The sequence below is a fragment of the Belnapia sp. F-4-1 genome (genome assembly GCF_000802185.1).
Classification (GTDB): Bacteria; Pseudomonadota; Alphaproteobacteria; order Acetobacterales; family Acetobacteraceae; genus Belnapia.
The window spans coordinates 5,308,321-5,326,788 of sequence record NZ_KN676113.1 but is presented as its reverse complement, the minus strand read 5'-3'; the positions used below and the strand labels follow the sequence as shown (position 1 = coordinate 5,326,788).

19 protein-coding genes are annotated in these 18,468 nt (G+C 70.4%); 15 read left to right on the top strand and 4 right to left on the bottom strand.

Annotation, left to right across the window (positions count from 1 at the left end; genetic code table 11):
* Positions 1 to 467, top strand: a 467-nt coding sequence (locus LH62_RS25130; RefSeq protein ID WP_043364808.1) for a transposase, incomplete at its 5' end; no start/stop codon positions are given.
* A gap of 60 nt (positions 468 to 527) precedes the next feature.
* Here the strand turns inward: LH62_RS25130 and LH62_RS25125 are convergent.
* The 3 genes from LH62_RS25125 to LH62_RS25115 all read right to left on the bottom strand — a co-directional run bounded on the left by LH62_RS25125 (position 528) and on the right by LH62_RS25115 (position 4,959).
* On the bottom strand, positions 528 to 1,772 hold the full coding sequence (locus LH62_RS25125) for a glycosyltransferase family 4 protein (protein ID WP_043364807.1): 1,245 nt from the start codon (positions 1,770 to 1,772) through the stop codon (positions 528 to 530).
* A gap of 5 nt (positions 1,773 to 1,777) precedes the next feature.
* Positions 1,778 to 3,970, bottom strand: a complete 2,193-nt coding sequence (locus LH62_RS28725) for a glycosyltransferase family 2 protein (RefSeq protein WP_052214901.1) — start codon at positions 3,968 to 3,970, stop codon at positions 1,778 to 1,780.
* A gap of 95 nt (positions 3,971 to 4,065) precedes the next feature.
* Positions 4,066 to 4,959: a calcium-binding protein gene (locus LH62_RS25115; RefSeq protein ID WP_201445582.1), complete on the bottom strand. Its 894-nt coding sequence runs from the start codon at positions 4,957 to 4,959 to the stop codon at positions 4,066 to 4,068.
* Between the two features lie 344 nt (positions 4,960 to 5,303).
* Between LH62_RS25115 and LH62_RS25110 the strand changes: the two genes are divergently transcribed.
* From LH62_RS25110 to LH62_RS25100, 3 genes are all read left to right on the top strand, one after another.
* A complete protein-coding gene (locus LH62_RS25110) occupies positions 5,304 to 6,887 on the top strand; it encodes a calcium-binding protein (RefSeq protein WP_082012768.1) in 1,584 nt (527 codons plus the stop codon).
* Positions 6,888 to 7,030: 143 nt separating this feature from the next.
* Positions 7,031 to 8,398: a nucleotide sugar dehydrogenase gene (locus LH62_RS25105; protein WP_052214899.1), complete on the top strand. Its 1,368-nt coding sequence runs from the start codon at positions 7,031 to 7,033 to the stop codon at positions 8,396 to 8,398.
* An 82-nt stretch (positions 8,399 to 8,480) separates the two neighbouring features.
* A complete protein-coding gene (locus tag LH62_RS25100) occupies positions 8,481 to 8,681 on the top strand; it encodes a hypothetical protein (RefSeq protein ID WP_043364805.1) in 201 nt (66 codons plus the stop codon).
* On the opposite strand, the gene LH62_RS25095 is transcribed toward LH62_RS25100, so the two are convergent.
* A complete protein-coding gene (locus LH62_RS25095; RefSeq protein ID WP_043364804.1) occupies positions 8,682 to 9,311 on the bottom strand; it encodes an MSMEG_1061 family FMN-dependent PPOX-type flavoprotein in 630 nt (209 codons plus the stop codon).
* 120 nt (positions 9,312 to 9,431) lie between these two features.
* Between LH62_RS25095 and LH62_RS25090 the strand changes: the two genes are divergently transcribed.
* From LH62_RS25090 to LH62_RS25040, 11 genes are all read left to right on the top strand, one after another.
* On the top strand, positions 9,432 to 10,181 hold the full coding sequence (locus tag LH62_RS25090; RefSeq protein WP_043364803.1) for a YebC/PmpR family DNA-binding transcriptional regulator: 750 nt from the start codon (positions 9,432 to 9,434) through the stop codon (positions 10,179 to 10,181).
* Positions 10,178 to 10,693: a crossover junction endodeoxyribonuclease RuvC gene (ruvC, locus tag LH62_RS25085; protein ID WP_043366574.1), complete on the top strand. Its 516-nt coding sequence runs from the start codon at positions 10,178 to 10,180 to the stop codon at positions 10,691 to 10,693. The genes LH62_RS25090 and ruvC overlap by 4 nt, the downstream gene beginning before the upstream one ends.
* 46 nt (positions 10,694 to 10,739) lie before the next feature.
* Complete coding sequence (gene ruvA / locus LH62_RS25080; RefSeq protein WP_043364802.1) at positions 10,740 to 11,348, top strand: Holliday junction branch migration protein RuvA; 609 nt, start codon at positions 10,740 to 10,742, stop codon at positions 11,346 to 11,348.
* Positions 11,345 to 12,430: a Holliday junction branch migration DNA helicase RuvB gene (ruvB, locus tag LH62_RS25075; RefSeq protein ID WP_082012767.1), complete on the top strand. Its 1,086-nt coding sequence runs from the start codon at positions 11,345 to 11,347 to the stop codon at positions 12,428 to 12,430. Before ruvA ends, ruvB begins: the two co-directional genes overlap by 4 nt.
* Positions 12,427 to 12,861: a tol-pal system-associated acyl-CoA thioesterase gene (gene ybgC, locus LH62_RS25070; RefSeq protein WP_043364801.1), complete on the top strand. Its 435-nt coding sequence runs from the start codon at positions 12,427 to 12,429 to the stop codon at positions 12,859 to 12,861. The genes ruvB and ybgC overlap by 4 nt, the downstream gene beginning before the upstream one ends.
* A gap of 14 nt (positions 12,862 to 12,875) precedes the next feature.
* Positions 12,876 to 13,634, top strand: a complete 759-nt coding sequence (gene tolQ / locus LH62_RS25065; protein ID WP_043364800.1) for a protein TolQ — start codon at positions 12,876 to 12,878, stop codon at positions 13,632 to 13,634.
* Between the two features lie 4 nt (positions 13,635 to 13,638).
* Positions 13,639 to 14,154 (top strand): protein TolR, encoded by a 516-nt coding sequence (gene tolR, locus LH62_RS25060; protein ID WP_043364799.1) that lies wholly within the window; start codon positions 13,639 to 13,641, stop codon positions 14,152 to 14,154.
* A 48-nt stretch (positions 14,155 to 14,202) separates the two neighbouring features.
* Positions 14,203 to 15,357, top strand: coding sequence for a cell envelope integrity protein TolA (locus LH62_RS31295; protein WP_043364798.1), 1,155 nt, complete (start codon positions 14,203 to 14,205; stop codon positions 15,355 to 15,357).
* Between the two features lie 37 nt (positions 15,358 to 15,394).
* The gene (gene tolB / locus LH62_RS25050) at positions 15,395 to 16,753 is read left to right on the top strand and encodes a Tol-Pal system beta propeller repeat protein TolB (protein ID WP_043364797.1); all 1,359 of its coding nucleotides are present in this window, start codon (positions 15,395 to 15,397) and stop codon (positions 16,751 to 16,753) included.
* Positions 16,754 to 16,952: 199 nt separating this feature from the next.
* Positions 16,953 to 17,432: a peptidoglycan-associated lipoprotein Pal gene (gene pal, locus LH62_RS25045; RefSeq protein WP_201445649.1), complete on the top strand. Its 480-nt coding sequence runs from the start codon at positions 16,953 to 16,955 to the stop codon at positions 17,430 to 17,432.
* A 160-nt stretch (positions 17,433 to 17,592) separates the two neighbouring features.
* Positions 17,593 to 18,444: a tetratricopeptide repeat protein gene (locus tag LH62_RS25040; RefSeq protein WP_043364796.1), complete on the top strand. Its 852-nt coding sequence runs from the start codon at positions 17,593 to 17,595 to the stop codon at positions 18,442 to 18,444.
* Positions 18,445 to 18,468 lie beyond the last annotated feature (24 nt).

The window sequence follows — 18,468 nt, the reverse complement described above, 5'->3', positions numbered from 1 at the left end:
CCACCGGCGTCGTCGCCACCTCGGCCGATGCGCCGAGCTTTGCCGCAACCATCCTCGGCATGGAGGGCGGCATCGGCCTGCCACAGACCGTCCTCGCCGACACCGGCTTCGCCTCAGGCGAGGCAGTTGCCGCCCTCGAGGCGCACGGGATCGAGCCGCTGGTCGCCATCGGCCGGACCCAGCCGCACCGCGCCTACGACTTCCGGCCGCCACCCCAGCCCAGGACGCCACGCCGCATCACCGAGCCCTGGCGCCTCGCCATGGTGGCCAAGCTCGAAACCCCTAATGCCAAAGCCCGCTACGCCCGTCGCAAGCAGACCGTCGAGCCCGTCTTCGGCACCATCAAGTCAGCCCTCGGCTTCACCCGCTTCCACCTCCGCGGCCTCGCCAAGGTCACCAGCGAGTGGACCCTCGTCGCCCTCGCCTACAACTGCCGCAGGCTCCACAACCTGCGGCTCGCAGCCTGATCGCGCCTCAACCCTCGGCCTGACACCAAGTGCAAATCCGACAGGCTGCTAGGCCGCATTCTAAACGGAAGCGACGGCCAGCGCAGCTTTATACAACTTAAGGTGCCGGTCGGCGGCATCCGCCAGGGTCACCGGCGGGGCGATGCCCTCGACCAGCCGCTGCCAAAGCCCCTCGGTCTCGATCGCCCGCCGCATCACCTCGGCGAGCCCGGCCGGATCCTTCACCGGCGCATGCAGCCCGTCGATACCGTCCCGCACCATCTCCGCCGTGCCGCCGATGCCGCTGCAGATGACCGGGCGGCGGTGGCGAAAGGCCTCCTGAACCACCAGCGGTGCATTCTCCCACCAGATGGAGGGGATCACGACCCAGTCCACCTGCTGCATCAGCCCGGCGAGTTCCTCCGCCACATAGGCGCCGCGGTAATGTGCCGCCGGCGCCGCGGCGAGGGCGGTATCATACTCCGCCATAAAGGCTTCGGACTGATAGGCTGCCCCGCCATGCAGCGTGACGCGGTGCGCCACCCCTCTCTCGCTCAGCTGGTGCGAGGCGCGAAGCAGCATCAGGCTGCCCTTGAACCGGTTGATGTGGCCGAAGAAGCCGAAGCGGTCCCTTCGCCCATCCGGCGCGACGCGGAAAGGTGCCGCCGGGAGTTCCGGCACGCCGTTCGGCATGACGCTGAAGCGCTCGGGCGACCAGCCGCTCGCCACGTAGCGGCCGCGGGCGAATTCACTCGGCACCAGAATGTGGTCGAAATCCGCGAAGACGTCGCGCAGCTCGAGCTGCCGCATGACGATGTCCGTCGCTCCCCGGTCCGGGAAGCAGCGCAGGCAGCCATCCAGCGTCGGCCCGTTGCAGAGCCGGCCATCCGTGGTGAGCAGCTGCCCCTCCTGCGGGCAGATCGGGAAGAAGTCGTGCGCAGTGAAGACGAACCGCGCCTTCGGCGCCACCCGCCGGACCAGGTCGATGGTTTCAGTGCCGAGCTGCAGCGAGTGGTGGACATGCACCACATCCGGCGCCAACGCCTCGATCAGCGGCGCCAGCGTCGCCAAGCCGTAGGTGTCCGGCTGCGTCAGGAAGAAACGGTCGAAATTGTCCAGCCAGAGCAGCATCTCATCCGTCGCCTGGCCCACCGCCTGCACCACCGTGCCGGGCAGCGGCTCGCGGTGGCTGCTGGTGACGGCGGCAAGGAACAGGCCCTCGAGCCCGTGCCGATCGCGCAACTCGCGGAACAGGTTGCGGGCGAAGACCTCGGTCCCCCCCGGCTGAAGCGAAGGGTGATTGTGGCAAAGGAAGAGCACGCGCATCGCCGTCACGCCGCCTCGCTGCAATCGGGCAAGCTGCCCACCGGCCACTCACGCTCCATCAGCGCCGCGATGTCGCCCGCCCAACGCCGGTGATGCAGGCCCCGGTTGTAGGCCGCCGCCAGCGTCCTGGCGTAGCCGCCATGCAGCGTGATCGACTGCCGCTCGAAATGGTAGAGCTCCGAGGCCGGCACATAGCCGATGCCATGCCCCGCCGCCCGCAGCTTCAGGCAGAGATCCGAATCCTCGTAGTCGCCGACCACGTAGTCGGTGGTGACGCCGCCCACCGCCTCGAAGGCTGACCGCCGCACACAGAAGGCCGCGCCGGTGATGCCCGGCACCTCCCGCGCCTCGTTCGCCGCCGGGAAGCGACGCGGCAGGCCCTTGAAGTAATGGCTGTTGTACCAATCGCCATCCCCGCCAAGCCGCTCGAAATAGAGTCCCGCATGCTGCAGCGAGTCGTTGCCGTAGAGCAGCTTCGGCCCCACCGCGGCGAGGCCGGGCGCCGCCTCCAGCATGCCGAGCAGCGGCCGCAGCCAGCCGCGCCGCGCCGGCACCACGTCGGAGTTCATCAGCAGCAGCACCGGCGCCCGCGCTTCCGCCGCGCCGGCATTGCAGGCGCTGCCATAGCCGTAATTGGCCGGCTGCACGACCAGCGTCACGGGCCGCCCGCCGATGCCTTGATAGCCGCGCAGATTGTGCTCCAGATCCTCCCGCTGCTCCGGGCTGTCGAGCACGAAGATCAGCTCCGCCTCGTCGAGGCTCGCATCCCGCGCGAAGGCCGCCAGCTGATGCCGCAGGTAGAAGACATTGCGGTAGATCGGGATGACCAGGCTGACCGCGGGCGCCGCCACCGGCCGGCCGATCCGCACCACCTCCGGCGCCTGCCGCGCCGCCATCACCCGCTGGTGCAGCCGCTCCACGGGCGGGGCGATGCAGCGCGCCATGATCTCCGGCGTCACATGCACCGGGGCGATGCCGCCCAGCACCCGGTCACGCGCCAGCAGCGGCGTGGTGATGGAAGGCGGCGCCACCAGCGCCACCTCGTCGCCCGTGCTCAGCCGCACCTGCAGCCGCCACTGCGCCGAGGGCCGCGATGCCGCCCGCGGCAGGTAGGCGACGAACCCGGCCTTCAGCTCTGCCCCGCCATGCGGCGCCTCGGCGTATTTTTTGCCGATGTCGGGCCGTGGGAAACGGACCATCTGCTCCGGCACCAGCCGCTGCTCGCCGAACCGTCCCTGCAGGGTGAGCCGGGCGACAAGTGCCAGCGGATCGCGCAGCCAGCCGCGCAGGAAGAGCCCGCCGGCATGGTCGTCCACCGCCAACTCGAGCGCGCCGCCGAAGGGCTCGTCCGGCTGGCTGACCTGCGCCGCCGGCTGCGTCGGCCGCACCAGCTGGTGGTCCCGCAGCAGCCGCCGCGCCGGCTCCTCGGTCGCTGCGCGCCGGGCGAGTTCGGTTGTCGCCAAGCGGTAGAGGCCGCGCCCCGCCGCATCCTGGCGTCGTGCCAGATCACCGAGTGTCGGCAGCGTCGCGGGTGCCGGCGCAAGATGGATCGGCCCCTCCGCCCCGGCCGGGAGGAGGAAGCCACCCTCGAAGCTTCGATCGTCGAGGATCAGCGTCTGGTCCGTATGGCTCACCTGCCGCAGCCGGTTCCGGCTGACGACATAGGAGGTAGCCGCCTCCGCCGCGAGGCCGCGGGGGAGGGACCAGAGCAGCGCATCGGCGCCGCAGAATGCCGCTGCCCGGGCGCCTCGCTCCGGCGCCTGGGCGAGCCCGGCCACGGCATGGCAGGCCGCGGCGAGGGCCGCATCCTCCGCGCCGCGCAGCAGGCGGCGGCCGCGGGCGGCGAGGAACCCCGCGACCCGAAGCAGGGCCGCGGGTGCCAGGTTGCCGAAGCAGTCCGCGATGCTGCCGGCCTCGGGCAGCAGCCGCACCCGCCCGCCCGAATCATCGCCGGCATCCAGCCACTCGCCCATGGCAAGCCCCGGTTGTGGCTTCAGCAAAAGAAGGGAGAGCGCCGTCCCCGGCACCGTCTGCCAGGACATCGGCGGCTCGACCGGCCCGTGGGCCGAGGCGAGGGAGAGGCTGCCCGTGTCGATGCCCGGAAGCCCGTCCCGCAGGACGAGCAGCACGGCGCCGGGCGAGAGCGCAAGAAGCACGGCAGAAGCGCCGCCGGCGACATCCGAGGATGTCGCCGGCATTGGTTCGAAAGTATCCAGAACCCTTGCCCCCGTCATCATGAGACACGGGTATCAGAGAATACTTTCTGCTGTGTTTATGCCAGCGCGGTCCAGCGCTAGCCGAGACCCTTGATCCAGTTTTCCGGGTTGGCCGCCATCTCCTGGGCGGTGGTGCCGGTGATGCCCTTGATGAGGATGGTGTCGCCGCTGCTCAGCGAGATCTTCACGCTCGAGCCTTCGACGGTGATCTTGCCGGCGAGGTCCTCGAGGCTGTTGACGCCGTCCATGCCGGCCTTGATCTGCACGAAATCCTCACCGTAGCTGAAGCCGAGGATCGTGTCGTTGCCGCCGAAGCCGTCCTCATAGGCGAAGTAGTCGGGCCCTGCGCCGCCGTTCAGCAGGTCGTTGCCCGCGCCGCCGGCCAGCGTATCCATGCCGTCGCCGCCGAGTAGCGTGTCGTTGCCATCGCCACCCCAGAGGCTGTCATTGCCCACGCCGCCGGAGATGCTGTCATTGCCGGAGCCAGCGGAAAGCGTGTCGTTGCCGTCGCCGCCCTGGATGTTGTTGCGGCCGTCACCACCGAAGATCAGGTCATTGCCCGAGCCACCGATCAGCGTGTCGTTGTTGTCGCCCGCGGTGATCGAGTCGTTGCCGTCGCCGGCGCTGACATAGTTGTCGCCGTTGCCTGCGGAGATGCTGTCGTCGCCTCCACCGGCGTTCACCGTGTCGGCGTGGACGCTGCCGTAGAAGCCGAGGACGTTGCCGGACCCATCCACCAGGCTGTTGCCGGCGGAGCCGTCCCTGAAGGCGATGCCGCCACTGGCCTCCGTGGCATCGACGAAGGTCTCGCCGCTCGACAGGCCACGGTCGATGAACAGGCCGCCGGTCTCGATATGATAGAAGGCATCAACCCCGTTCGGCACGTTGCCGAACTGCTCCAGGTCGAACCGTCCCCCGGCTATCGATGCAAAATCCGCCATAACAATCACCCCACCGCCGATGTCGGGCACCGAGAAGGCGCCGTCCTATGGGGGCAATGTTTAACCAGCGGTTGCAGCATGGTCAATCTGGAGGCAACCGAGGCGACAAGTCTTTACACCGTTCGTAGTGCTAAGAATCCGGCAACGAACTTGGATGGTGCAGTGCGAAGGTGGTGGCCTTCGCTGTCGCACCAAAGGGATCACTCCCGACGCTTCATATCGAAAACGGTATCACAAAATCGTGATAAATTATCCTCAGGCTGGTTTTAACCACAGCTTACTGGATCGCGCCTCTATCGCTGGTACAAATTGAGACGACCTGCCTTCTTCACCAGCGGTTGTGAACGGCATATAAAAGCGCCGGTATCGGTTGAATGGGGCGTCCCATAGGGGGGTCGGCTCCTATTCGCTTCGCAGCCTTTGGAGGCGCCTTGATGGCTACTATTCCTGGGACGTTCGGACCCGACAATCTCGTGGGCACCGCGGACGACGACGTCTTCTACTCGCAGACCGGCGACGACACCATCTTCGCCGGCGCTGGCAACGACACCATCTGGGCCGCGCTCGGCAACGGTGTGATCAATCTCGGCACGGGTGCCGACACGGCGAAGCTGAGCGACGGCAACCAGTATGTCAGCGCCGCGGACGATACCGGTCCTGGCGCGCTCGGCGACATCATTGTCACCGGTGCCGGCAGCGACACCATCCTCGCCGGCGGCGGCGACAACTACATCAACGTGGGCAACGGCGACGACCTCGTCTCCTGGGTGGATGGCGCCGGCGGCACCATTCTGGCAGGCGGTGGCACCGATACCCTCGACCTGTCCCGGGCCACGACCGGCCGCGAAATCTATGGCGAGGCGGGCGGCATCGCCGGCTCCAACGTCTACTTCAACGGCTTCGAGAGCATCGTCGCCACCAATCTGAACGACACCGTCTGGGGAGCTCCGGCAACCATCGACGGCGCCGGCGGCAACGACGTCATTTATGGCGGCGCCGGCACCACCCTCATGGTGGGCGGCACCGGCGACGATCTGCTGATCAGCAACTCCGCCGCTGCGACCATCCTCGGCGGTAGCGGTGCCGACACCATCTTCGGCGCCGGCTCTGACTCGATCGATGGCGGCGACGGCAACAACGTCATCCGCGGCAGCGACTTCGCCAGCACCCTGATCGGCGGCGTCGATGCTGACACGATCATCGGCGGCACGGGTGCTGAAACCATCGACGGCGGCAGCGGCAGCAACTACCTGAACGGTGGTGCGGGCGCCAACGTCTTCAAGGTCGGCCTGGGCAACGACGTCGTCGCGGCCTCCGGCACCAGCAACACGCTCGACTTCTCCAATGCCGCAAGCGGCGCCAGCATCTTCAGCTATGGCGGTGCCACCGGCTCCGGCTTCAGCGTCGGGTTCAACCCGGGTGCCGTGAACCATTACATCGGTAGCTCCAGCGCCGACACCTTCGTCAACTTCTACAGCGGCCTTCTGGAAGGCGGCGCGGGCCTCGACACGCTCGACAACAGCGGGGCGGCGACGGCCCAGACCGTCGACCTGACCCAGCCCGTCAGCCCCGCCTTCGCCCTGAACCTGGTTTCGATCGAGGGTGTGAAGACCGGCATCGGCAACGACACCATCATCGGCAACGACGATGGCAACCAGCTCGATGCCGGCGCCGGCAACGATCAGATCACCGGCGGCGCCGGCGACGATACGATCATCGGCGGCATCGGGAATGACGACCTGGCCGGCGGCGAGGGGGCCAACACCTTCGTCTTCGCAGGCAGCTTCGGCACTGACACCATCAGCGACTTCAAGGTCGGCGTGGACAAGCTGGCGTTCAGCGGCATCACCTCCACCCAGGTCACCTTCACGGCGGATGGCGAGGTGTCCTTCGGGACCAACAACATCACCATCCTGGCCGATGGGGATCTCAGCATCAGCGACTTCATCTTCAGCTGAAGCCGGGCCGGAGGGGCATTCGCTCCTCCACCCACTCCATGCGAAGGCCGGGCCCCAAAGCCCGGCCTTTTTGCTTGGCCTCTCCCCGGCAGGTGATTTCGATTCGGGTTGAAATATTCGTATCGAATAAGCATTAATATGCCATGCCGGATTCGCTCCCGCCGTGCCTGCCACGCCTCCCGAGCCTGGTGGAGCCGCTCGCCGCCCGCTTCCGCCAGAGGGAAGCGACCATCGCCGTCATCGGACTCGGTTATGTCGGCCTGCCGCTGATCCTCGCCCTGGTCGAGACCGGCTTCCATGCCATCGGCCTCGATGCCGATGCGGGGCGCCTTGCCGACCTGGCCGCTGGCCGCAGCCCGCTCCGCCAGATCGCGTCTGGCGAGGTCCTGGCCGCCCTCCACACCAACCGCCTCCGCCTCACCGGCGAGGGCAGGGCGCTGGCGGAGGCCGATGCCATCCTCGTCTGCGTCCCGACTCCACTCGGCCCTCACCGCGAGCCGGACCTTTCGGCCGTCGAATCCGCCACCCGCCTGATCGCTGCCCATCTCCGCCGAGGCCAGCTCGTCATCCTCGAATCGACCAGCTACCCCGGCACCACGCGCGGCGTCATGCAGCCGTTGCTGGAGGAAACCGGCCTGCGCTGCGGCAGAGACTTCTTCCTCGCCCACGCCCCGGAGCGGGAGGACCCGGGCAATGTCCAGCACCGCACCGTCAGCATCCCCCGCGTCATCGGCGGCACGGACCCGGCCTCGCTCGACCTGGCCCTCGCCCTCTACGGCGCATTCGTCGCCCGCACCGTCCCCGTCGGCTCAGCCGATGTGGCCGAGGCGGTGAAGCTCACGGAGAACACCTTCCGTGCCGTCAACATCGCCCTGATGAACGAGCTGAAGCTCGTCTTCGAGCCGATGGGCATCGACATCTGGGAGGTGATCGAAGCAGCCCGCACCAAACCCTTCGGCTACATGCCGTTCTTTCCCGGGCCGGGACTCGGCGGCCACTGCATCCCGGTCGACCCGCACTACCTCACCTGGCAGGCGCGGGCGCATGGAGTCGCCACCCGCTTCATCGACCTAGCCAGCGAGATCAACGCGGCGATGCCCCGCCATGTGCTGGACCGCCTGGCGGAGGCGCTGGACCGCCAGCAGGGCAGGGGCCTCCGCGGCAGCCGGATTCTCGTCATCGGCCTGGGCTACAAGCGTAACCTCGAGGATCTCCGCCACAGCCCCGCTTTGGTTCTGATGGAGATGCTGGAGGCACGCGGCGCCGAGGTCCTCCATCTCGACCCGCTGGTGCCGGTCATCCCGCCCCAGCCCGACCACCCTGGCCTCGTCGGCCGCCGCGGCATCGCGCCGGGGCCGGAGGCGCTGGCCGGCATCCAGGCCGGCCTCATCGTCACCGACCATGACGGCATCGACTATGCCGGCCTCGTCGCCGCATTGCCCCTGCTGGTCGATACCCGCAATGCCTGCGCGCGGCTCGGCCTCACCGGGCCACATATCGTCAAGGCGTAAGTTCCCTTCCGATCACACTCTTGTCATCGCGATCACCCCCTCGGGTGTGCACGAATCCGCGGGGCAGCCAGGGATGGCAGAGATGGACCGCCAGGACACGCGCCGCTTCGGCCCCGGCAATTCGATTCTCGGCGGCGCCGCCGGCGGGTTGAGCTACGAGGGCGCACTTCGCGACGCCGTCGCCCGCGAGACGGCCGCCCGCCGCCGCGAGGCCGGCCAGCTCCGCCCCGTTCCCGCCCCGCAGACCCAGCCCCGCCGCGAGCGCGAGCCGGCCGAGGCCTGATCAGTACATCGTATCGATCAGCCGCTGCGGCGCCTCCTTGTCATAGGAGGCCGGGTCGACCATGCCGTCGGTATGGGCCGCGATGATCTCGCCCATGCTCGGCACCGCTTGTGGCCGCTCCCGCTCGCCCCAGAGCTTGGAGCGCATCACCGCCTTGGCGCATTGCATATAGGCCTCGCGCAGGCTGACCAGCACCACGGTGGCCGGCAGCTTGCCCCGCTCCTCGAAGCGCCCGCGCAGCGCCGGGTCGGCCGTGATCCGCGCTGTCCCGTTCACCCTGAGCGCCTCACCCACCCCGGGGACGAGGAAGAGCAGCGCGACCTCCGGGTTGGCGATGATGTCCCTCAGCGCATCCAGCCGGTTGTTCCCCCGCCTATCCGGCAGGGCGAGCGTCCGGTCGTCGAGCGCCTGGATGAAGCCCGGTGCATCCCCGCGCGGCGTCGCATGCACTCCCTCCGGCCCGACCGTCGCCAGGATGGCGAAGGGCGAGGCGGCGATGAAGGCCATCGCCTTTGCCTCCAGCCGTGGAATCACCTTCTTCAGCACCAGTTCGCGCGGTGGGTCATAATGCCGCGCCAGCTCCTCGAGCGTGGCGACGGCGAAGGGATCGGCAGGCAGCAGGGCGTCCATGGAGGGGAAGCCTGCCAGCCCGCGGCCCCCATCCGCAAGCCTCCCCGTGGCGCTCGGCCTCCGCGCTCGCTATAAGCCGCTCTTCATTCGGAATCTCAGGAACGGGAGAAGGCTGGGGCCATGGCCGGCCACTCGCACGCCAAGAACATCATGCACCGCAAGGCGGCTCAGGGCGCCAAGAAGGCTCGCGCCTTCGGCAAGCTGATCCGCGAAATCACGGTCTCCGCCAAGATGGGCCTGCCGGACCCGGCGATGAACCCGCGGCTGCGCGCCGCGGTGAAGGCCGCGCTCACCTCGAACATGACGCGCGACACCATCGACCGCGCCATCAAGCGCGCCGCCCAAGCCGGGCAGGGCGAGGACTACCAGGAGGTGCGCTACGAGGGCTACGGCCCCTACGGCGTCGCCATCATCGTGGAAGCCCTGACCGACAACCGCAACCGCACCGCGGGCGACATCCGCAGCGCCTTCGCCAAGGCGGGCGGCGCGCTCGGCGAGACCAACAGCGTCTCCTTCCAGTTCGAGCGGAAGGGCGTGCTCTGGTTCCCGGGCCTTCCCGGCCAGGAGGAGGCGATGCTGGAAGCCGCCATCGAGGCCGGCGCCCAGGACGTCGAGTCCGACGAGGAAGGCCACGAGGTCACCTGCGCGCCGGAGGATTTCTTCGCCGTCCGCGACGCGCTCGAGGCCCGCTTCGGCAGCCCGGAGAGCGCCCGGATCGAGTGGGTGCCGAATATCCGCATCGACCTCGACGAGGAGAAGGCGGGGGACATCCTCAAGCTGATCGACCGCCTCGACGAGAGCGACGACGTGCAGAACGTCTACGCCAATTTCGAAGTGTCGGAGGCCGTGTCGCAGCGGCTCTCCGCCTGACGGGCGCCGTCCGCCTCCTCGGCCTCGACCCCGGCCTGCAGCATACGGGTTGGGGCATGGTGGAGAGCATCGGCAACCGCCTCCGCCACCTGGCCGACGGAGTCATCTCCACCGATGCCGACCAGCCGCTGGCCGAGCGCCTCTGCACCCTCCATCGCGGCTTGGCAGCCCTGATCGAGCAGTGGCGCCCACAGGAGGCCGCCGTCGAGCATACCTATGTCAACAAGAACCCCGGCGCCGCGCTCAAGCTCGGCCAGGCGCGCGGCGTGGTGCTGGTGACGCCCGCCCTCGCCGGCATCCAAGTCGCCGAATACCAGGCGATGGAGGTGAAGCGCGCCGTGGTCGGCACCGGCCATGCCGACAAGGCGCAGGTGGAGGCGATGGTCCGCCGCCTGCTTCCCGGTGCCACCATCCGCCGCTCCGACGCCGCCGATGCGCTCGCGGTCGCCATCTGCCACGCCCACCACCGCGGCACGAAGCTCGCCTATGCCAAGGGCTACGTACCCGCATGAGCCCGCCGCTTCGGCCTTCCGGCCCTGCCGCCACCGGGAGGCAGGCATGATCGGGAAACTAACCGGCAAGCTGGACGGGCTACTCGAGGGCGGCTGCATCTTCGACGTCAACGGCGTGGGCTATTTGTTGTCCTGTTCCACCAAGACCCTCGACCGCCTGCGCGACGTGCAGGGCCAGGCAGCGATGCTGGTCGAGACCCAGGTGCGCCAGGACGCCATCGTCCTCGTCGGCTTCGGCAGCGCGGCGGAGCGCGACACCTTCCGCAAGCTCACCTCCGTCCAGGGCGTCGGCACCAAGCTGGCGCTCGACATCCTCTCCGCCTTCGGCCCCGAGGACCTAGCCGAGGCCGTCCGCCGCGGCGACCGCACCGGCCTCCGCCAGGCGAACGGCGTCGGCGCCAAGCTCGCCGACCGCCTGGTGACGGAGCTGCGCGACTGGGCCGGCGGCATCCAGCCGCCGAGCGGCATCGCTACCGGCCCAGCGACCGCCGCGCCTCCGGCCGGCGCTGCCGCCGATGCCGTCTCCGCGCTGATGAATCTCGGCTGGAAGCGCCCCGAGGCCCAGGCCGCCGTCAACCGTGCCCAGGCCCGCCTCGGCGAGGGTGTGCCGCTTGAATCCCTGATCCGCGACAGCCTGAAGGAGCTCGCCCGATGAGCGGCTCCCGCCGTCGTCCGCCCCCACCGCCCCCGCCGGAGAGCGAAGCCGACGACCGCATCACCACCCCCGTCAGCACCGACGAGGACGCGGCCGAGGCGACGCTCCGCCCGCAGGTCCTGGCCGACTTCACCGGCCAGCAATCCCTCCGCGAGAACCTCGCCGTCTTCATCCAGGCCGCCCGCGCCCGCGGCGAGGCGCTCGACCACGTCCTCCTCCACGGTCCGCCCGGCCTCGGCAAGACGACGCTGGCGCAGATCGTCGCCCGCGAATTGGGCGTCGGCTTCCGCGCCACCAGCGGCCCCATCCTGCAACGCGCCGGCGACCTCGCCGCCATCCTTACCAACCTGCAGCCCCGCGACGTGCTCTTCGTCGACGAGATCCACCGCCTGCAGCCGGCGCTGGAGGAAACCCTCTATCCCGCGATGGAGGATTTCCAGCTCGACCTCATCATCGGCGAGGGTCCGGCGGCGCGCACGGTGCGGATCGACCTGCCGCCCTTCACCCTGGTCGGCGCCACGACCCGCGCCGGCCTGCTGGCGACGCCGCTGCGCGACCGCTTCGGCATTCCCCTCCGCCTGCAATTCTACACGCCGGAGGAGCTGCTGCGGATCGTCACCCGCGGTGCGCAGAAACTGTCCTTCGTCCTGTCGGAGGACGGCGCCTGGGAGATTGCCCGGCGCTCGCGCGGCACGCCGCGCATCGCCGGCCGGCTGCTGCGCCGGGTGCGGGACTTCGCCAGCGTCGCCGGCATCCCCGCCGACCGCGCCATGGTGGATGGCGCACTGAACCGGCTCGAGGTCGACAGCAAGGGGCTGGACGCCATGGACCGCCGCTACCTGCGGCGAATCGCCGAGCACCACAATGGCGGCCCGGTCGGTGTCGAGACCCTGGCCGCGGCCCTGGCCGAGGCGCGCGACACGCTGGAGGACGTCATCGAGCCCTACCTGATCCAGGAAGGCCTGGTGCTGCGCACCCCGCGCGGCCGCATGCTCGGCATGCCCGGCTGGACCCATCTCGGCCTCAGCCCGCCCGCCAGCTTCGCCATTCAGCCCGACCTGCTTTCGGGCGGCGAGCCGTGAAGCTCCCACCGTCCGGGCCCGCCCACAGCTTCCCGATTCGCGTCTACTTCGAGGACACCGATGCGGGCGGCGTCGCCTACCATGCCAACTACCTCCGCTGGGCCGAGCGGGCGCGTACGGAATCCTTGCGAGACATGGGTTTGCCGCATCACCTTATGATGGAGCGTCACCATTCGATACTCGTGGTGCGGCGCATCGAAGTAGAGTATTGGCGCCCCGCGCGGCTCGATGACGCAATCGTGGTCGAGACGCGGGTGATGGCGGTGAAGGGCGTCACCCTCCAGCTCGACCAACGCATGGTCCGGGGGGGGGAGGCGCTCGCAGCCTTGCATGTGGAACTGGCCTGCATCGACCGGGACACGCTGCGGCCGAGGCGCATACCTGAGCCCTGGCGCACGGCCCTGGCCGACGCGCCGGGCGCGGCTGGATAGAGAGGAGAGAGGCGGTGGACCGCAGCGTGACGGCGACGGATCTGGGCGGCGCATTGCACGACCTGTCCCTCTGGGGGCTCTTCCTCCAGGCCGACTGGGTGGTGAAGCTGGTGATGGTCGGGCTGCTGCTCGCCTCCGTCTGGGTCTGGGCCATCGTCTTCGAGAAGATCACTAGCCTCCGCCGCGCCAACCGTGCGGCCGATGCCTTTGAGGACAGCTTCTGGTCCGGCGGCAGCCTCGACGACCTCTTCCGCAAGGAGGGCGAGCAGCCCTCGCACCCCATGGCCGCCGTTTTCGCCGCCGCCATGCGGGAATGGCGCCGCAGCGCCCAGCGCCTCGCCGGCTCCGACCTCGTCGCCGCCGGGCTGAAGGAGCGCATCGACCGCAGCATGAACCTCGCCGTGCAGCGCGAGATGGACCGGATGGAGCGCTGGATGGTCTTCCTCGCCTCGGTCGGCTCGGTCGGTCCCTTCGTCGGCCTCTTCGGCACGGTCTGGGGCATCATGAACAGCTTCGCCGCCATCGCCGGCATGCAGAACACCAACCTCGCCGTGGTGGCGCCCGGCATCGCGGAGGCGCTCTTCGCCACCGCGATCGGCCTCGTCGCCGCCATCCCTGCGGTGCTCGCCTACAACAAGATCAGCACCGACCTCGCCCGCTTCGCCAGCCGGCTGGAAGGATTCGCTGCCGAATTCGGCGGCATCCTTTCCCGCCAGTCGGAGAGCGCGGTGATCGGCGCCGAGGCCCGCACCCCCGCCGCGGTGGCGGAGTAACCCCATGGCCGCTTCCCTGAACGCCGGCCGTGGCAAGGGCCGCGGCCGCTACCGCCCCATGGCCGAGATCAACGTGACGCCGCTGGTCGACGTCATGCTCGTGCTGCTCATCATCTTCATGGTCGCCGCACCCCTGATGACGGTCGGCGTCCCCGTCGACCTGCCGAAGACCCAGGCCAGCGCGCTGAACCAGGACAACGAGCCGATCACCATCACGGTGAACCCCGAGGGCAAGATCTTCCTGCAGGAGACCGAGGTGCCGCTCGAGAACCTCGTCGCCCAGCTCCAGGCCATCGCCGGTGCCAACGCGCAGGGGCCGAACGCCCAGGAACGCCGCATCTTCGTCCGCGGCGACAAGGCGATCAGCTATGGCCGGGTGATGGAGGTGATGGGCGTCATCAGCGCCGGCGGCTTCAGCAAGGTGGCACTGCTCGCCGAGCAGCCCGCCGGCCGCGCCCCCACAAACACCGCTCCTGGCGCGGCCCCGGCCGCCCGCCCCGCCACCCGTCCAGCTCGCTAAGCGACAAGAAAGGCCACGCGCGGGGGCGCGGTCATGCAGAACAGGGGAATGCGTTTCTGGGGGCTCGTCTCGGCGGCATTGCACGTCGTCGCCCTGCTGCTCGGCCTGATCTTCGGACTGCCGCCCAGGCTGGAGGAGCCGAAGGAGGAAGCGATCGCCGTCGAGCTGGTCGCCAGCCTACCCGCCCAGCAGGCCCAGGGTTCGTCGGAGGCGGCGCCCGTCGCCGCCCCGACCTCCGTCCCGCAGCCGCCGCGGCCCGAGCCGCCGGCGCCGGAGCCGGTGCGCGAGGATCGCCTGCCGACCCCGCCGCCCCCGCCACCGCCGCCCCCTGCGGCCGCCCCGCCGCCGCCCGCGCCCCAGGCCCAGGCCGCGCCGCCGCGCCCGAGCCCGCCGACGCCCGCGCCGCCGCAACCCACCCCGGCGCCGCCGGCCCCGGCACCGCCTCGCCCGCAGCCGCAGCAGCAGGTGGCCGAGGTCGCGCCCCTGCCGCTGCCGCCGCCCCCGGTGCCCGAGCCGCCGCGCCCGACGCCGCCCGCGCCGACGCCGCCCGCCCAGCCGCCGCGCCCGCAGCCTCAGGCCCAGCCGACGCCGCCGACACCACCGGCGCCGCCTCGCCCGCAGCAGCAGCAGGCCCAGGCGACGCCCGCCCCGCCGCGCCCCGACGCGCGCCCGGCGCCGCCGACGCCCGTCCCGCCGCCGCCTCAGCCCAGCCAGCAGGCGGGAACCGGCCGCACGCCACCGGTCGCCCGTTCGCAGGAGCTGAGCAACAGCGTGCAGAGCACGCTCGACCGCCTGCGCCAGATGCAGGCCTCGAACGAGGCGTCGCGCGGCCGCCCGCAAACCGCCCCCGGCGCTCCGCAGCAGGGCGGCGGCACGCCGACCGGCACCGCCTCGCTCAGCGCCGGCGAGCGCGCTGGCCTCGCCGAGAAGATCAGCGAGTGCTGGAGCGTCGATGCCGGCGGCCTCAACATCCAGAGCATCATCGTCGAGTTCCGCGTCGAGGTGGATGCCGGCGGCACTGTCCGCAACGTCCGCCCCAACGGCTCCCCGCCCGCCGAGCCGCGCGCCCGCGCCGTCTACGAGGCCGCCCGCCGCGCCCTGCTCGACCCCAAGTGCAATCCGCTGCCGCTGCCGCGCGAGCGCCTCGCCGCGTTGCGCGACACCATATTCCGCTTCAACCCGCGCGATCTCGGCCTGCGCTGAGGTCGTCCTGGCCTGCAATCAACGGAGGAAGACCCAGATGGACGAGGCTGCGATCCGCCAGCTCTCCCGCCGCGCCGCGATCTTCGGCGGCGCCGCGCTCGGCCTGCCGCTCATCGGCGCCCGCGCCACCTTCGCCCAGAGCTCCGTCGTGGACATCACCAAGGCCCGCACCGACCCGATTCCGATCGCCGTGCCGAACTTCGCCGGCGGCTCGGAGGAGGCGCAGCGCCTTGGCCAGAACATCGCGGGCGTGATCCAGACCAACCTGCGCAACAGCGGCCTCTTCCGCCCCGTCGACCGCGCCGCCTACATCCAGACCGCCGAGGCTGCGGCGCAGACGCCGCGCTTCCAGGACTGGCGCGTCATCGGCGCTCAGGCATTGACGACCGGCCGCGCCGAAGTCTCCGGCGACCGTCTCCGCGTCGAGTTTCGCCTCTGGGACGTGCTGCCGGAGACGCAGATCCAGGGCACCGCCTTCACCGCCCCCGCCGGCAACTGGCGCCGCATCGCGCACCTGATCTCCGACGTGATCTACGAGCGCCTGCTCGGCGAGAAGGGCTATTTCGACACCCGCGTCGTCTATGTTGCGGAGACCGGCCCGCGCGACCGGCGCACCCGGCGCCTCGCCATCATGGACCAGGATGGTGAGAACCAGCGCTACCTGACGGATGGCTCCTTCGCCGCGCTGACGCCGCGCTTCCACCCGAACGCGCAGCAGATCGCCTTCATGTCCTATGCGCGCAACGAGCCGCGGGTCTACCTCTTCAACCTCGACAGCGGCCGGCAGGAGGTGCTCGGCACCTTCGCCGGCATGACGCTCTCGCCGCGCTTCTCGCCGGACGGCCGCAGCGTCGTGCTCTCCTCGACGCGCGGCAACGACGCCAACATCTACATCGTCGACCTCGGCAGCCGCCGTGAGCGCCAGCTCACCTCCGGCGGCGGGCTCGACGTGTCGCCCTGCTACTCGCCGGACGGCTCGCAGATCGTCTTCAACTCCGACCGCGGCGGCGACCAGCAGCTCTACGTCATGGATGCAGGCGGTGGGGGCGTGCGCCGCATCTCCTTCGGCCGCGGCCGCTATGCGACGCCGGTCTGGTCGCCGCGCGGCGACCTCATCGCCTTCACCCGGATCGCCGGCGGGCAATTCGCCATCGGCGTGATGCGCCCCGACGGCTCGGGCGAGCGCATCCTTTCCGAGGGCTGGGGCATGGAAGGCCCGACCTTCGCGCCCAATGGCCGCGTCATGATGTATTTCCGCGAAACGCCGGCGCGCGATGCCCGCGGCAGCGGCTTTTCCTCACGCCTCGCCAGCATCGACATCGCCGGCTTCAACGAGCGCCAGATCGTCACCCCGACCGATGCGTCCGACCCGGCCTGGTCGCCCCTGCTGGCGTAGTCGCAGGCAGGCCGACGTGGGGAACAGCTGTTGCCCGCACGGGCAATGGCTGTGTTGCACCAAAAGCATGGAACCAAGTCTCCGTTGCGACTTCAGGTCCGTTTTTCTTGACGCTATCACGTGCCGGTTGTAACGCCCCCGGCAGAATGCCGCAGTGCTGGGCTGCGCGACGGCAGACAGGAAAGGGACGACATCCATGCTGAACACCAAGGTGATGACCGCCTTCGCGGCGCTGGCCCTGCTCGCCGCCTGCCAGTCCTCGACCGCCGACAATGCCGCGACCGGCGCCGGCGCGGCGGCCAGCACCTCGGCCGGCCCGCGCCCGGGCAGCCAGGAAGACCTCGTCGCCAATGTCGGCGACCGCGTCTTCTTCGACACCGACGAGTCCAGCATCCGTGCCGACCAGCGCTCGGTGCTCGAGCGCCAGTCCGCCTGGCTCGCCCGCTACCCGCAGGTGACGGTGCAGCTCGAGGGCCATGCCGACGAGCGCGGCACCCGCGAGTACAACCTGGCCCTCGGCCAGCGCCGCGCCAATGCGGCGCGTGACGTGCTGGTCGCGGGCGGCACCGCCGGCGCCCGCATCTCCACCATCTCCTACGGCAAGGACCGCCCGGCCGCGCTCGGCTCCACCGAGGATGCCTGGGCCCAGAACCGCCGCGCCGTCACCGTCGTCCGCTGAGCCCCGCCCGTCACGTCGCGGGGCGCATTGCCCCGCCCGTGATAGTCGCGGCACCGATCCGGGGGCGACCCCCCACCCTAATCCCTCTGGCCGATGCGGGCCGGCTGGCTTATCCAGCCGGCCCGTACCCGTTTCCGCCCCGCGCCCTTCCGGAGGACCCGTGACCCGCCCCTTCCTCGCCGCCCTGCTCGTCGCCGCCCCGCTGCTGCTGCCCGCCGGGGGCGCCTGGGCCCAGGCCGAGAGCCGCGAGGGCATCTACCTCCAGAACCAGATCCTCCAGCTCCGCCAGGAACTCGACCAAGTCCGCCGCAGCGGCGCCTCGGCCCTGCCGGCGCCCAGCGCGCCGCGCGGCAGCGTCGCGGGGAGCGAGCTGGTCGGCGCCCTGCTCGACCGCGTGACCGCGCTGGAGGAGGAAACCCGTCGCCTCCGCGGCCGGCTCGACGAGGTCGAGTATCGCAACCGCACCCTGCAGCAGAATGTCGAGAAGATGCAGGGCGACATCGACTACCGCCTGCAGCAGGTCGAGAGCCAGCCCGCCGGCCGCCAGTCCGCCGCGCCGCCCCGTGCCCCGGCGGCGGCGCCCGCGCCTAGCCCGGCTCCCGCACCGACGCCCGCCCCGGCCGCCGGCCGCACCCCGGAACGCGCCATCTCGGAAGGCCAGGCCGCGCTCGCCCGCCGCGACTATCCCGCCGCGGAGGCCGTCGCCCGCGAGGTCCTCGCCAACCGCAACTCCCCGCGCGCGACGGACGCCCAGCTCCTGCTCGGCGACGCCCTCACCGGCAAGCGCGACTATGCCGGCGCGGCACTGGCCTATAACGACGCCTATACCCGCGGCCGCACCGGCCCCCGCGCGCCGGAGGCACTGCTCGGCCTCGCCAGCGCCTTCAACAACCTCGGCAACAAGCGTGAATCCTGCGACACGCTGGACGACCTGCGGAGCAATTTCCCCAATCTCCGCGGCGCCCTGGCCGAGCGCGCCGCCGATGCCCGCCGCCGCGCCGGCTGCCGATAGGGCAGGTTGCCGAAGGGCGGCATC

What these genes read in the sequence shown, in the direction of transcription:
- tolR (WP_043364799.1), top strand. Translation starts at nt 13,639, where the DNA reads ATGGCCGCTTCCCTGAACGCCGGCCGTGGCAAGGGCCGCGGCCGCTAC.
- LH62_RS25090 (WP_043364803.1), top strand. Translation starts at nt 9,432, where the DNA reads ATGGCCGGCCACTCGCACGCCAAGAACATCATGCACCGCAAGGCGGCT.
- LH62_RS25125 (WP_043364807.1), bottom strand. Translation starts at nt 1,772, where the DNA reads ATGCGCGTGCTCTTCCTTTGCCACAATCACCCTTCGCTTCAGCCGGGG.
- LH62_RS25100 (WP_043364805.1), top strand. Translation starts at nt 8,481, where the DNA reads ATGGACCGCCAGGACACGCGCCGCTTCGGCCCCGGCAATTCGATTCTC.
- LH62_RS31295 (WP_043364798.1), top strand. Translation starts at nt 14,203, where the DNA reads ATGCGTTTCTGGGGGCTCGTCTCGGCGGCATTGCACGTCGTCGCCCTG.
- ruvB (WP_082012767.1), top strand. Translation starts at nt 11,345, where the DNA reads ATGAGCGGCTCCCGCCGTCGTCCGCCCCCACCGCCCCCGCCGGAGAGC.
- LH62_RS25105 (WP_052214899.1), top strand. Translation starts at nt 7,031, where the DNA reads ATGCCGGATTCGCTCCCGCCGTGCCTGCCACGCCTCCCGAGCCTGGTG.
- LH62_RS25095 (WP_043364804.1), bottom strand. Translation starts at nt 9,311, where the DNA reads ATGGACGCCCTGCTGCCTGCCGATCCCTTCGCCGTCGCCACGCTCGAG.
- ruvA (WP_043364802.1), top strand. Translation starts at nt 10,740, where the DNA reads ATGATCGGGAAACTAACCGGCAAGCTGGACGGGCTACTCGAGGGCGGC.
- tolB (WP_043364797.1), top strand. Translation starts at nt 15,395, where the DNA reads ATGGACGAGGCTGCGATCCGCCAGCTCTCCCGCCGCGCCGCGATCTTC.
- LH62_RS25110 (WP_082012768.1), top strand. Translation starts at nt 5,304, where the DNA reads ATGGGGCGTCCCATAGGGGGGTCGGCTCCTATTCGCTTCGCAGCCTTT.
- LH62_RS28725 (WP_052214901.1), bottom strand. Translation starts at nt 3,970, where the DNA reads ATGCCGGCGACATCCTCGGATGTCGCCGGCGGCGCTTCTGCCGTGCTT.